This is a genomic window from Rudanella paleaurantiibacter (assembly GCF_009184635.1).
Classification (GTDB): Bacteria; Bacteroidota; Bacteroidia; order Cytophagales; family Spirosomataceae; genus Rudanella; species Rudanella paleaurantiibacter.
Genome location: NZ_WELI01000012.1, coordinates 108,877 through 124,156 on the forward strand (window position 1 = coordinate 108,877; position 15,280 = coordinate 124,156).

General features: G+C 54.4%; 9 protein-coding genes. 4 read left to right on the top strand and 5 right to left on the bottom strand.

Going from position 1 to position 15,280, the window contains the following annotated elements; genetic code table 11:
• Nucleotide 1 precedes the first annotated feature (1 nt).
• Nucleotides 2-3,274, bottom strand: a complete 3,273-nt coding sequence (locus tag F5984_RS22930) for a SusC/RagA family TonB-linked outer membrane protein (RefSeq protein WP_394367448.1) — start codon at nucleotides 3,272-3,274, stop codon at nucleotides 2-4.
• Nucleotides 3,275-4,193: 919 nt separating this feature from the next.
• Here F5984_RS22930 and F5984_RS22935 point away from each other — a divergent pair.
• From F5984_RS22935 to F5984_RS22950, 4 genes are read left to right on the top strand one after another with little or no spacing between them, the layout of a single operon-like run.
• On the top strand, nucleotides 4,194-4,871 hold the full coding sequence (locus tag F5984_RS22935) for a response regulator (RefSeq protein ID WP_152126552.1): 678 nt from the start codon (nucleotides 4,194-4,196) through the stop codon (nucleotides 4,869-4,871).
• Complete coding sequence (locus F5984_RS22940; RefSeq protein WP_152126553.1) at nucleotides 4,868-6,265, top strand: HAMP domain-containing sensor histidine kinase; 1,398 nt, start codon at nucleotides 4,868-4,870, stop codon at nucleotides 6,263-6,265. Before F5984_RS22935 ends, F5984_RS22940 begins: the two co-directional genes overlap by 4 nt.
• 45 nt (nucleotides 6,266-6,310) lie before the next feature.
• A complete protein-coding gene (locus tag F5984_RS22945; RefSeq protein ID WP_152126554.1) occupies nucleotides 6,311-7,576 on the top strand; it encodes a glutamate-5-semialdehyde dehydrogenase in 1,266 nt (421 codons plus the stop codon).
• Nucleotides 7,577-7,616: 40 nt separating this feature from the next.
• On the top strand, nucleotides 7,617-8,507 hold the full coding sequence (locus tag F5984_RS22950; RefSeq protein ID WP_152126555.1) for a sterol desaturase family protein: 891 nt from the start codon (nucleotides 7,617-7,619) through the stop codon (nucleotides 8,505-8,507).
• 32 nt (nucleotides 8,508-8,539) lie between these two features.
• On the opposite strand, the gene F5984_RS22955 is transcribed toward F5984_RS22950, so the two are convergent.
• From F5984_RS22955 to F5984_RS22970, 4 genes are all read right to left on the bottom strand, one after another.
• The gene (locus F5984_RS22955; protein ID WP_152126556.1) at nucleotides 8,540-10,915 is read right to left on the bottom strand and encodes a gliding motility-associated C-terminal domain-containing protein; all 2,376 of its coding nucleotides are present in this window, start codon (nucleotides 10,913-10,915) and stop codon (nucleotides 8,540-8,542) included.
• Between the two features lie 79 nt (nucleotides 10,916-10,994).
• The gene (locus tag F5984_RS22960) at nucleotides 10,995-12,470 is read right to left on the bottom strand and encodes a gluconokinase (protein ID WP_152126557.1); all 1,476 of its coding nucleotides are present in this window, start codon (nucleotides 12,468-12,470) and stop codon (nucleotides 10,995-10,997) included.
• Between the two features lie 171 nt (nucleotides 12,471-12,641).
• On the bottom strand, nucleotides 12,642-13,919 hold the full coding sequence (locus F5984_RS22965; protein ID WP_246169298.1) for a beta-propeller fold lactonase family protein: 1,278 nt from the start codon (nucleotides 13,917-13,919) through the stop codon (nucleotides 12,642-12,644).
• A 181-nt stretch (nucleotides 13,920-14,100) separates the two neighbouring features.
• A complete protein-coding gene (locus tag F5984_RS22970; protein WP_152126559.1) occupies nucleotides 14,101-15,081 on the bottom strand; it encodes a glycoside hydrolase family 43 protein in 981 nt (326 codons plus the stop codon).
• Nucleotides 15,082-15,280 lie beyond the last annotated feature (199 nt).

A 15,280-nucleotide genomic window follows, 5' to 3' on the forward strand; every position in this document is an offset into this window, starting at 1 on the left:
CTTAGAAAGAAAGGTTAAGGCCGAGTAATACAGTTTTAGCAACCGGGTACGCACCACCGTCGACGCCGATCTGACGGTCGTTGCCGGCTGAGTAGTTCCGCAGGTTGATTTCGGGGTCCATGCCTGAGTACTTGGTGAACGTCAGCATGTTCTGGCCCTGAATGTACACCGATAGGCCACCCACCTGGAGCTTGTTGAGCAGCGCCTGTGGCAACCGGTAGGTCAACTGGATGTTTTTCAGCCGGAAGTACGAGCCCGATTCGAGGTAGTACGTTGAGGGCTGAATACTTACCTGATCGCTTGAGGTCAGGCGGGGCAGAACGGCGTCGGTAGCACCGGGCCGCCACGATTGATAGAGCATCCGGGTTGAGCGGTTACCGCCAAACGTCGGGAAGTCGGTCCAGTATTTCGTGTAGTTGAAAATCTGGTTGCCCTGAACGCCCTGCCCAAACAGGGTAAGCGAGAATGTGCGGTAGTTGACGCCCAGGTTCAGGCCGTACGTAAAGCCGGGGTGCGGGTTACCAATAATGGTCTGGTCTTTAGTATTGATTACCCCGTCGTTGTTCACGTCGCGGAACTTGAACCGACCAGCTACGTTTTCGGTGGTGGCATTGCCAAACTGTACCGGGTGGGCCTTGGCTTCTTCATTGGTCTGGAAGATACCGTCAACAACGTACCCGAAGAACGACGAAATGGGGTGGCCCTGCTGGGTTACCACGAAGTTCTGAATCCGCTCATCGTTGATGCCGAAATACTGCGTGTTGGGGTCTCCATTCGTTTTGGTTACCTGGTTACGATACGTGCTGAAGTTGGCCGAAACGTCGTAGGTCAGGTCGCGGAGTGCGGTACGACCGTTGTACGTAATGGCGAGGTCGATACCCTTGTTGCTCATCTTACCAATGTTCTGGAACGGCACCGAGGCTACGCCCTGCGTGAGCGGAGCCGCCACCGGGAACAGCATATCGCTTGTTTGGCGGGTGTACCAGTCGAGGGCTACCGTTAGGCGGTTTTTAAACATCGACGCATCAATACCGATGTTGGTGCTGGTTGTGGTTTCCCACTTGGCGTTTGCGTTACCGAATTGGGTAAGCTCATAGCCCGGCACGGCGTTGGTGCGTGAGCCGTTGAGGTCATAAAACGACGTGATTGGGTTGGTACCAAACTGGGTAAACGAGTTGTAGTTACCAATTTCCTGGTTGCCGGTTTGGCCGTAGCCAATGCGTAGCTTGGCATCATCGAGCCACGATACATCTTTTAGGAAACCCTCCTGCGAGAAGCGCCAGCCAGCACTGACAGCCGGGAAATAAGCCGTGCGGAAATCGCGGGCGAAACGCGACGAGCGGTCACGGCGCAGGGTTAAGTCGAGTAGGTAGCGGTCGTTGAAAGCGTAGTTGACCTTCGCGAACTCCGACGCGAGGCTCCAGTTCGAGGCTGTTCCGTTGTTCGTTTGAACCCCGGTACCGGCGCTTAGGTAGCGGTTGTCCAGATCATCGACGGCAAAGTTGGTCCGGCTGGCGTCGAACGTTTCGAAGTAGCTCTTGATGGCCTCTGTACCGGCAATAATGTTGAGCCGGTGCAGGCTGCCCAGGTCTACGTTGTAGGTCAGGGTGTTGTACCAGGTCCAGGTCCAGTCGTAGTTGTTGCTTGTCTGGAGCAGGTTCGACCCCCGGGCCTCAGCCGATTCAATATCCCGAATCGTGTAGTTGCGCAGGTTGAAGATGTTGTAATCAATACCGAAGCTGGTACGGGCGGTCAGGTTTTTGGCCACATCAACTTCGGCAAAGGCATTCCCGAAAAGCCGGATTTCCTTCTGGACGTTGTTGCGGTTCCGATACAGCAGTGCCATTGGGTTGTTGGCATTATCGAGGTCGCCCCCGCGTGTACCGGCAAAGGCCCCGGTTACGTCGTACACCGGAATAATGGGTTGAATCCGGTAAGCAAACGAAATAGGGTTACTCTCGTTGCTGTTGCCATTGGGCTGCCCGATACGCTCGCCGTAGGCTACCTGGAAGTTTTCGCCCACGCGCACCCGCTTGGTCACGTTAAACTCGGTGTTGGCCCGCAGTGAGTACCGCTTGTAACCGGTGTACTGCATGATACCCTGCTGGTTGAAGTAGTTCAGCCCCATAGCGTACCGACCCGATTCGTTACCGCCCGATACCCCCAGCTGATGATTCTGAATCGGGGCTACCCGGCCAAATACTTCTTCGAGCCAGTTGGTCCCCTCTTTGTTTGCCTTGGTAATGAGCCACTTGGTCTTGTTGAAGTCAGCCCCGTCGATGTTGTTACCGTAGTTGATATAGTTGCCGCTGGCATCGCGGGCTACGCGAGGATCGCCTTCAAAGGCACCGCTCGGGAATACATAATCAGGAATAACGGGTGTAGCGCCATTGCCAAACTGTGAGTGAACAGGGTTACCGTTGGCGGCTACTGCCCCGGCGTTTTTCCGCGACTCCCAGACCAAATCGGCATACTCTTTGGTGTTGAGCATATCGAGCAGTTTACCGTGCCGCTGCGATCCGTAGTAGGTGTCGTAGGTAAACTTGGGCTTACCGGCCTTCCCTTTTTTGGTGGTGATAATCACGACCCCGTTACCGGCCCGCGACCCGTAGATCGATGAAGCCGATGCATCTTTCAGAATCTGCATCGACTCAATATCGTTCAGGTTAAGGGTATTCAGGTTCCCTTTGGTTGGCACCCCATCAATTACGTACAGGGGCGAGTTGTCGTTGATGGTACCGAACCCGCGTATACGTACCATCACACCACCACCCGGCGAGTTATCGTTACCGACCTGCACCCCCGATACCCGGCCCTGTAGAGCCTGCCCGAGGTTGGTAGCGGGTACCGACAAAAGCTGCTTTGTATCGACGGTGGCAACGGCCCCGGTGATATCGCGCTTCGATTGGGCACCATAGCCGGTGACAACTACCTCGCTCAGGGTTTTAATATCGGGCCGCAGCTGAATATTAATCTGGGTTTTATTGCCAATATTGACCTCCTGCGATTCAAAACCGATAGCAGATACCGTCAGCCGGTCCCGGTTGGCGGGTACGTTGAGCGTATAATCGCCATTAGCGTCAGTTACTACCCCCGTTTGAGTACCTGTAACCACAATGTTCACACCGGGCAGCCCTGCGTTTTCGCTCGCGTCTGTAACTCGACCAGTAATTTTACGGTCCTGAGCTATCGCTGAGACAGCCATAAAACAGCAGAAAACGCAAAGCGTGAGCATAGATAGCCAACGCCCTGCGTTCGGGTAATTTTGTTTCATGATTAATTTAATTGGTTAAAGATTAAGTTGGACAACTCAGGGGCCAAAAATCGGGCATTGGCTTGCCTAAATCAACGATTTAGCAGGAATTTAATATTTTTATAAATGCAAATAAGTATTTATCTTCTTTTTGTATATATAAACGGAGAAAAAGCGAACGTTTAATAATTATAGGATGCCCTTCAGCGTTGATTTTTCTAACTAACACAAAAAATAGACGGCCTTTATGTACTTAAGCATACCGGCTGGCTGTGCAGACCATCGAGTAAGTGTTTTTGCTTAGTTAGGTACAAGTGCTATACACCGCGTAAGTAATCCACCCGCTTTCGGCTCATTTGCGATTATCACTACAGGCCGTACGGAAATGAAATAATTTTTACTAAGTCTGATTTATTATATTTGCGGACAGAAAGAGAATACAGGTCAGCAACGCGCTGGACATTACATAGATATTAGTGCCAGGAAACTGGCGCGAAGGCAAACAGTCAATTATTTGGCTGTTTTTAAATGGTGTGGATATAGTCGGAAAGCTATTTGGGAGATCCTGAATAGCTTTTTTTTGGCCTTTACTTAAGTATTAAATGAATTTTAACGCCTGCTTAACACCCGTTTAATCCGGCCCTATCATCTTTGTATCACCAAACCAGACAGAACAACAAAGTCGGTTTCAAACATAAGTATTTGCTGTAAGCATAAAGATCCTTTACAAAGGGAAGGTTGAACATCAAGGTTTACTCGCGTTAGCGCGATAGCCTTGAAATGGTGTGGATAGAAGCGGAAAACCGTTGGAGACTCTTCAACGGTTTTTTTGTTGCCCACTGCGGAAATATGGCGAATAATTAGTATATCGGAACGAAGCGGTAAATAAGTAGTTCGAACGTTTCTTGTAAAAAGCCTATTTGACCCGTAAGTTTCGTTTATGAAGGTACTTGTAGTAGAAGACGAGCCAAAATTGGCCTCATTCGTCAAGAAAGGATTAGAAGAGCAGCAGTGTGAAGTCGAAATGGCATACGACGGTCAAATCGGTCGGACGATGGCGCTGAGTAATGCGTACGACGTGATCATTATGGATGTGAACCTGCCTAAAATGAATGGGTTTGATGTGGTACAGTCCATTCGGCAGGAAGACATCAAAACGCCCGTACTCATGCTCACAGCCATGGGGTCGGTTGATGATAAGCTCACGGGCTTTGAATCAGGAGCCGACGATTACCTGGTGAAGCCGTTTGAGTTTCGGGAGCTGATGGCGCGGTTGAAAGCCTTGTACAAACGGGGGCATGATACCGGTCCGCAGCCCAACGTACTGAAAGTGGCCGATCTTGAACTCGATCTGAACGAGAAGGTAGCTCGCCGACAGGGGAAGCGCATTGAGCTGACAGCCAAAGAGTTTGGGCTGCTGGAATACCTGATGCGTAACCGGGGGCGGGTAGTGTCAAGGGTCGACATTGCCGAGAAAGTGTGGGATATTCATTTCGATACCGGCACCAATGTGATTGATGTGTATGTCAATTTCCTTCGTAAAAAAGTGGATAAAGAATTCTCGCCCAAACTGATTCATACGGTGATCGGGATGGGCTACATGCTGAAAGAGGAATGAACATCCGCACCCGTCTGACGCTGTTGTTTACGTTGCTGGTGGCTTCCATCATGCTGCTGTTTTCGCTGTCGATTTACTATTTGTACAATCAATTTCGCGAAAACGAATTTCAACAACGTCTGGAGGATAAAGCCATGACGGCCGCCCGGCTGCTGGACGACGTGGGTCAGACCTCTAAAGATGACCTGACCACGATGGTCGCGGAGCAGGTGTCTGTGTACAATAATCAGGATAAGGAAGTTTACCGGAGTAACCAGACAAACCCGGTGTTTGAGATTACGCCGGAGGTACGTCGGCAGGCCCGTAAAGGCGGTTCAATTCGGATTCGGGTTGATACGCTGGAAGCCGTAGTGATGCATTACTACTCGCTGACGCACAAGCAGGACTATGTCATGGTGGCGTCGGGGTACGACCGGTTTGGTTTCAGCAAGCTTGACCGGCTTCGCGAGATTCTGTTTTTTGGCTGGCTGTTTAGTCTGATGGTTGTAGCGGTGGCGGGCTGGCTTTTTTCCAGTGATGCCCTGCGACCTGTATCCGAACTGATTGAGCAGGCTAAGGCTATTTCGGGAACAAATATTCACCGACGGCTGCGGGTAGGCCGTCAACGCGACGAACTGGCGCAACTGGCGCTCACGTTCAATGAAATGCTGCAACGGCTCGAAGAAGCCTTTGTGACTCAGAAAAGTTTCGTGTCGCACGCGTCGCACGAACTACGTACACCCCTGGCGGTTATGATGAGTCAGATCGATGTGGCCCTTATGCAGCAGCGGTCGACGGTTGAGTACGAAGCCTCATTGAGTGAATTGCTCGACTCGGTTAAAAACATGATGGGGCTGGTAAACGGCCTGCTCGAACTGGTGCGCGCCAACTCCGACTCGGTCACGCTCAATTATCAGCCCGTGCGGGTCGATGAGTTGCTGTGGCAAGCTCGTAGCGCCCTGTTGCTGAAACAGCCCGATTATCTGATCGAGATCGATTTTGAGAATATGCCCGAGCAGGAAGAAGACCTGATTCTGCTCGGCGAAAGCCACCTGCTGACCACGGCCTTCCAAAACCTGATGGAGAACGGCTGTAAGTATTCGTCGGACCATGCCGTAACGGTAAGCCTGCTGTTTACACCCGATCAGGTGCAGGTTAGCTTCGTGGATGAAGGGTTGGGGATTCCGGCGGCTGATTTACCCCATATTTTCGAGCCATTTTATCGCGCTGATAATATCATGACCGTAAAAGGACATGGTATTGGGCTGGCCCTGACCCGGCGTATCATCAATCTGCACAAAGGAAATATACAGGTTGCTTCGGTCGAATCGGTAGGAACAACGATCACGGTAACTTTTCCATTGCGGGAACCAACTCCGGCTGTTCAGCCTCTTTTAGAAGAAACTGCCGAATAACACGCGCACGCAGTTTCACAGGCAACGGCTTTTTCGAGCTTACCGATGACCAACACTATTACCCCCCTTTTACAGCAGGCTAAGCAGGCTGCTTCGGCCGTTCGTCAATTGTCCGACGAACAAAAATCGGCTTTGTTGTCGTATCTGGCTGATTTACTACTGGCCAATACCGATTCGATTCTGGCCCAAAATGCGCTCGATCTGGCCCGTATTCCGGACGATGATCCTAAAAAAGACCGGCTTAAACTGACCGAAGCCCGCGTGGCTGATCTGGCCCGGAGCCTCAACGAAGTAGCCAACTTACCCGACCCATCGGGGCAGGTGTTGCTCGACCGAACTATTGAGAAGGGCCTGCAACTCCGCAAGCTGGCGGTGCCATTGGGGGTTGTGGGGGCTATTTATGAGTCGCGGCCCAATGTAACGGTCGATGTGGCGGCCCTGTGCCTGCGCTCGGGTAATGCCTGTGTCCTGAAAGGTGGCAAAGAAGCTGATTTTTCGAACCGGGCACTGGTGGGGCTTATTGAACAGGCGCTGGAGGCTTTCGATATTCCGAAGGCAGCCGTAACCCTGTTGCCGCTCGATGGCGAAGGGCAACGCGGGGCGGTGGTCAATGAATTGCTGACGGCCGTCCGCTACGTAGATATTATTATTCCCCGGGGTTCGGAGTCGCTTATTCAGTTTGTGCGCAAGCACTCACTGGTACCTACCATCGAAACGGGGGCGGGTGTGTGCCATACGTATGTGCACAAAACGGCCGATCTGGCCAAAGCCACGGCTATTGTGGTTAATGCGAAAGTAACCCGGCCGTCGGTGTGTAACTCGCTCGATTGCATTGTGGTTGATGCCGCCGTGGCAGAGGCCTTTTTGCCCATGCTCAAGCCCGGCTTTACGGAGTACAACGTCGAGGTTTTTGCCGACGAAACGGCCTTCGGTATTCTGGAGCGGGCCGGTTACCCGTATCTGCAACGGGCACAGCCGGCTGACTTTGGCCGGGAGTTTCTGGACTACAAATGTGCGGTGCGGGTCGTGTCCGACATCGACGAGGCTCTGGCCCATATTCAATTGTACTCGTCGCGCCATTCGGAGGCTATTGTTGCCACCGATCAGATGGCGATCAACCGGTTTCTGAACGAGGTGGATGCTGCGGCCGTTTACGCCAACGCGTCGACCCGCTTCACCGACGGGGGCGTGTTTGGTCTGGGGGCCGAAATTGGTATCTCAACCCAGAAATTACACGCGAGAGGGCCGTTTGCCCTCGAAAAATTAGTCACTGAAAAATGGGTAGTGGTTGGCGATGGTCAGGTACGATAGATGATGATATTGTATATTGCGGCCCATTACCGTAACTATCATGAATGCCGTTCCAGAAACCCTGCTGATCGTATGGGCAACCCCTCTGTATGTACTTGTCATTGGTGCTGAAATTCTGCTGAGTCACTGGCAGCACCGTAACCTGTACTCCTGGCGGGGTGTTTTTCAGAACCTGTACCTGACTCTGCTCAATGGGTCGCTCGATTTGCTGCTGCGGGGTTTGTACGTGGGCCTGCTGGTCTGGGTGTATCAACGCCGGCTTGGCCAACTCACCAACCCCTGGGCGTACTGGACGGCTCTGCTATTGCTCGAAGACTTTGTATTTTACTGGCTGCACCGATTCGACCATTTTTGCCGGGTACTCTGGGCCGTACACGTCACACATCATTCATCCGAAGAGTTTAACCTGACGACCGGTTTCCGGTCGTCGGTGTTTCAGCCTGTGTACCGGTTTCTGTATTTTATTCCGCTCGCCCTATTGGGGTTCCGGCCTGAAGATATTCTGGTGATGTATTCGGCTACCCAAATCTGGGGGATTCTGGTGCATACGCAGTACGTGGGTAAGCTGGGTTTTCTCGAATGGTTTCTGGTGACTCCCTCGCATCACCGGGTGCATCATGCATCGAACCTTCAGTATCTGGACCGGAATATGGGCATGTTCCTGATTGTCTGGGATCGGCTTTTTGGCACCTTTGCCGAGGAAGACCCCGCCGAGCCGGTACGCTACGGGCTGACCACCAATATCACCGATCATTCGCCCGTCAATCTGGTTTTCCACGAATGGAAAAAGCTGGCCGATGACCTGCGGAAGCCGGGTCCACTTACTCAAAAGCTCAAGTACCTGTTTGCCCCGCCGGGCTGGAGCCACGACGGCAGCTCGTTGACGGCTGCTCAGATGCGCCAACAGCAGGCGCTTGTAGACAGTCAGTAATCGGTGTTTTTAGCGAGAATTAGCCTGTGCTTTCAGCGCAGCACAACTACTTTACCGCGAATGGTTTCGTAGCCGGGGGCCGGTTTCAGTACAAATACGTATGGGCCTTCGGGGAGGGGTTGCCCCTGGAATGTGCCATCAAATGGCGACTGGTACCCGTTGTTCGACCAGTACACGACCTCGCCCCATCGGTTGAAAATTGTCAGTTCGGCTTTGGTGAATCCTTCTACGCCTTTCAGTTCCCAGACGTCGTTTTGTCCGTCGCGATTGGGCGAAAACGCGTCGGGTATCCAGATGCGCGAAAACACCCGCACCCGCACCGTGTCGCGCGCTTCGCACAATCCTTCATTGCGCACTCTGAAATAGTACGTCGTGTCGTGCTGAATATCCACAATGTCGAGCTGGGCCGAACGCGAGTTACCCAGGAACGCGGTGGGTTCCCACCAGAACTGATTGGGCGAACCAGTCAGCTCGGGGTCTACGGTAAAGGTGTTGCCCCGCCAGGTTTTGATCGTGTCGGGCAGGCCAATGGTTGGGATGGGGGCTACGAGGGCATTCTGCCGGGCCGCCACGCCCTCGCACCAGGGCGCAGGCCGTACTGTGTAGGTGAGCGCATGAAGCCCAACCCCAGCCGCAGCAGGGCTAAACTGTCCTGTAGCGGGGTCTGAGGGGGCAATGCCCGTACCCGCAAATACACCTCCGTCAGGTTTGCCCGTGAGCCTGAGGGCCGGGGCTACAGTGCCGCAACTGGGTGGAACGGGTTCCAGCGTAACGGTAATGGGGGGGACCTGCCCAATAGCCAATGGGGCTGAGGTACCTTCGCAACCGTACTCGTCAATGGCGGTGAGGCTGTATGTTCCCGCCGTTTGCGCGTCGAAGGCAGCGGCCGAATGGCTCAGCGACTGCCCGTTTTGCTGCCATCGGTAGTTGACTCCGCCCCCAGCGATGAGGGCAAGCGAGGTGCCGGGGCAAATAGCTGAGGCCGAACTGCTGAGAGTAGCCTGCACCGGCGCCGACCGAGCCACGGTGCGCTCCTCTGACCGAACCCGGCAGCCGTAGATCGTGTTGGTTACCTCTACCTGAAACCGGCCGGGCTGTTCGGTTGTAAAGGTAGGTTGTACGGCTCCTGCCCGAACTTGCCCGTCCACAAACCATCGGTACGTCTGGTTGTCGCTGGCCGGCACGCTAAAACTCATGGTGCCTGTAGTGGGACACAGGTGGCCGCTGCTACTCAGTTGGGTGCCTACATCCACTACCGTGACCGTCAGCGCCTGTGATTTGCTCGACTGCACACAGCTTGTTTTCGACGATACCACCACCATATAGCTGCCCGGCATTCGGGCTTCCAGCGTCGGGAGGGTATCGCCGGGCAGGTTCAGGCCGTCGCGCTGCCATTGGTAAAACCAGGTAGGGTCGGTATTGGCCAGAAGTGTTAGCCCCGTATTGGGGCAGATGGTGAACGAGGAAGCTGTGGCCGGTTTGTTCTGAGCACGAACCAAAGCTTTGGGCAGACTCACAGGGGGGCAATCGACCACCAGAAACTGAAAGTCACGCCGAACCTCGCCAATAAGCTGCCCGTTTCGGTATTCCTCTACCTTCACCGCAAACACAAATAGCCCCTGCGAGCTGGCCGTAACGGTTAGTTCGCCGGTGGTTGGGTTGACTCGTAAGGCGGGTTTGCCCGGAATGGCATTGTCAGAATCATAGCCCGGTGCCCATACGACGTCGGGGTAGGGCCCGGCCGATACGTTGTTGGTATTGTTGTTGCCCGACCCCAGTTGGTTCAGGGGCGACACGAGCGAGTAGCGTAGTTGGTCGCCGTCGGGGTCGGTGCCTCCGAAGGCAAACGTAAACGGGTCATTGATGCAGATGTATTCGCCGTTGATTGCCGGAAACCGGGGCGAACTGTTCAGAAAAGGGCTTCCGTTGCGCAGCAGGGGTGGAAATTCCAGATAAAACGTGTAGCCCGTGTTTACCGGGTTCATGATGTTATCGATACCATCGTTGCGGTTGCGGGTCTGGTACGAAATGTAGTACCCAAGAGGGTCGCTGTAGGTGAGCGGGTCAAGGTTGATTTCGGCACTAAACGTAGCCACGATAAAATTGAGATTTCGCTGCTCGGCACACCGCTCGTTGGCAAACACCAGAGGTTGCCGGGGACCACTCTGGCTGGTGGTGAAAATAAGCATCAGGAAATTATCGCGTTTCCGGTAAATGCCTAACCGCCCACCGCCCTGCTGGTTGCCACGCGCATTATTCTCCAGGTAATTGGTGACTGTAATCAGATAGCGGCCGGGCGAAGTGTCCAACGCACGCATTTCCAGATGCCCCCCTACCTGATGCGTAGCAAAGCTGCTGCCTAACAAACCCAGACTGCACCACAAAAGAACGTAAATTTTCAGACGCATAGGCTTAGCAGGGGGAGGGGATGTGCTAAGCTAATTTACGTGAAAATCAGCAAGTTCGTTGCGCCAATTTTGTTTTTAATTACTTACTGGCAAGCCCGGCCTGAAGAGCTCTGAAACGCTCGAACGTTTCCTGGTAAACCCGGTGGTGCTCTGGATTTGGTTCGTAGGTTTTACCGAAGCTCACACTGCCTGCGGCTATATCGAGTGAGGGGTAATGTCCCGTAGCAGTCAGAGCAAGCAAAATAGCCCCTACGGCTCCGCTTTCGTTGCTGGCGTTGAGCCGTACGGGTACCCCGGCAATGTCGGCCAGCATCTGCACCCAGAATGCCGACTGGGCAAATCCGCCGTTAGCATGGATGACGTGCGTTGGGCCGGTATAGTCGCCCAGGAGTTGATTGATGCTCCAGAGGTTGAACAAGACTCCCTCAAGGGTAGCCCGGACAAAATGAGCCTGCGTATGTAGCCAGTCGACGTGGTGAAACGCCCCGCGAACGGCCGCATCCCAGAGCGGAGCCCGCTCGCCTTGTAAGTAGGGCAAAAACAAGAGCCCGTCGGCCCCGGCACCCATTTGGGCGGCCTGCGCCAGTACAGCCTCGGGTGTTTGCTGTGTAAACTGTTCGGCCAGCCATTGCAGCACATTGGCCCCATTGTTGGTCGGCCCCCCCACCACATAGTAGCCTTCGGTCAGGTGGTAACAGAACAACCGGCCCTGCGGGTCGCGTAGGGGTTGCCGAACGGTTTGCCGAATGGCCCCGCTCGTACCAATGGTGAGCGTTGTCATGCCCGGTGCTACGGCCCCGGCCCCCAGGTTGGCCAGACAACCGTCGGAGGCCCCAATAAGCAATGAGGTACCGGGTTCCAGACCTGTATGGGCGGCACTCGACTCGAGCAAGGGGCGAATGTGCATCGTGGGTACGGGTGTCGACAGTTGCGTATCGGCAATACCTGCTACCGAGAGAGCCAATGGGCTCCATTGCCGGTGTTCCTGGTCGAAGAGGCCGGTAGCGGTAGCCATCGAAAAATCAACGTCGTACTCGCCCGTCAGCCGAACCCACAAGAATTCTTTGATACTGATAAAGCGGGCGGCATCCCGGATGAGATCGGGCTGATGGTGCCGCCAGAAAGCGAGTTTGCACAGCGGAATCATTGGGTGAATAGGCGTACCGGTTTGCTCGTAAATGGCCTGCCCCAGCGCGGCCTGATGCGTACGCAGCGTGCGGGCTTCGGCCTCGGCCCGGTTATCGGACCAGAGCAGGGCATGGGTGAGGGGTTTTCCCGCAGCATCGACGGCCATCAAACTGTGCATGGCAGCACTAAATGCCACTACCCCGACTGTTGCGCCGGCCTGCTGTACGGCCTGCATCAGCTCGCGCATGACCTCGCCAAAGGCCTGCCAGATAGCTTCCGGGTCTTGCTCCGAATAACCCGGTTGAGGTTGCAGGGTATGCAACGGCCGCGATGCGTGAGCCAGAATCTGGTCGGAATGGGGCTCGTAGGCGATGGCTTTGACGTTGGTAGTGCCAATGTCGGCGCCAATGGTGAGGGTTGTAGGCATGAACAAACGGGTTGGTACGCACCCGGCGTATAGTGTACTCCGGTTGGCCAAAAATAAGCAATGTAGCCTGGCAAACGTGAATAAATGCCCTGTATAAAACAGCCGCACCCGACCCCTGAGAGGGAGCCGGGTGCGGCAAGGGCTAATTCCCGATTACTAGTGCGGTGACGCTTACGGAATTACCTTGATAGCATGGCAACCGCGGGTCAGGCTGATCCGGCCGGCCTGCTTGGTGAGGGTCGGCTTGTCGCCCTTGGTTACTTTCCAGAATTCAATACCGCCATTCCGCATTCCGTAGTCGAGGTATTCGGGTACGGCTACGGCAATAGCATCGCCCGAGCGGTCGAAGTCAACGCTCTGGGGAGCAATGCCTTCAAACGGATAATCGGCCGACTGGGTCAGCTTGCCGTCTTTGCCGAGTGCGTACACTGTCAGGGAGCTTTTAGCTACGGCTGCGTTGCCAAACGGCTGGTACGACTGACCAGCGTTGACCACAACTACTACCGAACCGTCGGGGCTAATGGCTACGCTCTCGGGGCCTTCACCCGTAGCGGCCTGCGACAGGATTTTGTGTTCGCCCGGCGTATCGTCGGTGCTGAACTGAACGGCGAACACCTCGCCCGCCCCCGTGCCCGAAGCATTGGCGGCTTTCTTAGCGTCGACGAGCACAAACACGCTGCCGTCGGCGTTGAATTTACCCGTGCCGGGCATAGCACCTACCTTAATGGTTTTGCCGTGCGGAACCAGGTTTGGCTTTTTGGTAGCATCAAGGGCGTATTTCATCAGACCCACTTCCTGCGAGCCGGCAATGGTGTAGGACACAAACTGCCCACCCGGATGCCAGGCCAGATCGGTAATGACCGCGTTGGGCACCGGCGATGCTGCCGTCAGGATCCGTGTTGGCTTGCCGGTACCGTCTACTTCTACAATCCGCAGCTCTTTACCAGGATCAGCCGAGGCTACGATCAGGGCGTTGCCGGTTGGGTTGATGGTAACGGCCGTTGGGTTTTGGCCCACAGCAAAACCGTATTTCAGGGCGGGCTTGCCCGCGCTCAGGTCAACGGTAAACATTTTGGTACTGGCAGGCAGGCCGCTCAATCCACCTTTAAGCGAGGTAAGGCTGTCGCCGGTTTGGCCACGGCCTTCGACCACAAATGCCAGGCGGCCGTTGTTCGATACAGCGAGTACTTTATCGAACAGGGCCATGCTGTTCGAAATGACTGAGGTGTTGATGTTGCTGCCACTCCGGTCGAGCGGAAAACCAATGGTGGTTAGGGCATCTTTGGTGAACTTGTCTTTGAGCAGGTTCCCGTCAACCATGGCCGACGCGGCCATATCGGCATCTGAGAGGGCTACAATACTTTTGGCCGTGAACTGAATCGGACCTTGCTGGGCCATCACGCCAGTGGCCAGTAAGGACAGAGCAAGCGAAATACCTTGTTTTTTCATGCTGAATTTGGTCAGTTTACTAATTGGGGTTTCCTGCAAAAATAACCGAAATGGGCAGAGTTAAAACGACGGCGGGTGTCCAAATCCGTTTTTCTCAACACGATTTTTGGGCTTTGGGCTGATTCACCAAATTTTATTAAGAGAATAAACCTGAATCCGGGTCGGCTGGTCCCTGGATGCCCTACCGCAGCGGACGTGCTTTTACACCTTCTACCGTAATCTGTACCGGTTTAATGGCGCCGTTGGCATCAAATTCGAGCCGGTCGATGCAGGTTTCGCGGTGATTGCCGTCTGTTTCGGTGAGCGGGCGCCGGTGGTAAACAATGTACCACTCGTCGGTGCCGGGTATGTTTAGCATAGAGTGATGCCCCGCCCCCGTGGCTACTTTGGGGTCTTGTTGCAGAATTTTACCGACCCGTTCAAACGGACCAAACGGCGAATCGGCAATGGCGTAGGCAACCGAATAGTCAGGGCCTGTCCAGCCTCCTTCCGACCACATGAAGTAGTATTTGCCATTGCGCATAAACATGAGAGGCCCTTCTACGTACCCTTTGGGTGTGATTTCGCGGAAGGTTTTACCATCGGGGAAGGGCGAGAACCCTTTGAAATCGGCGTTGAGCCGGGCAATGTTGCAGTGCCGCCACCCCCCGTAAATCATGTAGTACTGCCCGTCTTTATCTTTAAACACAAATTGATCGATGGGTTGGGCACCGTTGTGGATCTGCCCAATGAGCGGTTTGCCCAGATAATCGCGGAAGGGGCCTTCGGGCTTATCGGCTACGGCTACCCCGATACCGCCCACTTCCCCTTCGTGCACATCGTTGGCCCCGAAGAAAAGAAAGTATTTCCCGTCTTTCTGAATGGTCGAAGGGGCCCACATAGCCCGGCGAGCCCATTTTACGGCGGTTGTGTCGATAATCCGTGGGTGCTTGGTCCACTTGACCAAATCGGGCGATGAGAAAGCGTCCATGAACACCTGCTTTTCGTACGGCGCTGAGAAAGTGGGGTATATCCAGTACTTATTGCCAAAAACGGCTACTTCAGGGTCGGCGTACCAGCCCGGAAACACCGGATTGCCTGCGCTTGTCGGCTTGGTTGTTTGGGCGCAGATGGGGGAAATCAGAAGGCTAAAAAGGCTTGCCGCCAATAAGCGATGAAGCATGATGTAAGCGTTTGGTTGTGTCTTGAGGTAAAGCGGAAACGGGGTGCTACATACCATTCAGGCGGGAAGGGTTTTGCGTTTTTCGTTGAACTGGCCGCGATTTAAAACAACGACGGGCCCCCAAAAGAGACCCGCCGTGCACTCGCTTCATCACAACTTATGGATTAGGTTGTATCGGAACGCAAGTACGTACATGCGT

Bases quoted from the DNA above. Each gene is read 5' to 3' on its own strand.
- F5984_RS22945 (WP_152126554.1), top strand. From the start codon at position 6,311: ATGACCAACACTATTACCCCCCTTTTACAGCAGGCTAAGCAGGCTGCT.
- F5984_RS22950 (WP_152126555.1), top strand. From the start codon at position 7,617: ATGAATGCCGTTCCAGAAACCCTGCTGATCGTATGGGCAACCCCTCTG.
- F5984_RS22930 (WP_394367448.1), bottom strand. From the start codon at position 3,274: ATGAAACAAAATTACCCGAACGCAGGGCGTTGGCTATCTATGCTCACG.
- F5984_RS22960 (WP_152126557.1), bottom strand. From the start codon at position 12,470: ATGCCTACAACCCTCACCATTGGCGCCGACATTGGCACTACCAACGTC.
- F5984_RS22965 (WP_246169298.1), bottom strand. From the start codon at position 13,919: ATGAAAAAACAAGGTATTTCGCTTGCTCTGTCCTTACTGGCCACTGGC.
- F5984_RS22970 (WP_152126559.1), bottom strand. From the start codon at position 15,081: ATGCTTCATCGCTTATTGGCGGCAAGCCTTTTTAGCCTTCTGATTTCC.
- F5984_RS22955 (WP_152126556.1), bottom strand. From the start codon at position 10,915: ATGCGTCTGAAAATTTACGTTCTTTTGTGGTGCAGTCTGGGTTTGTTA.
- F5984_RS22940 (WP_152126553.1), top strand. From the start codon at position 4,868: ATGAACATCCGCACCCGTCTGACGCTGTTGTTTACGTTGCTGGTGGCT.
- F5984_RS22935 (WP_152126552.1), top strand. From the start codon at position 4,194: ATGAAGGTACTTGTAGTAGAAGACGAGCCAAAATTGGCCTCATTCGTC.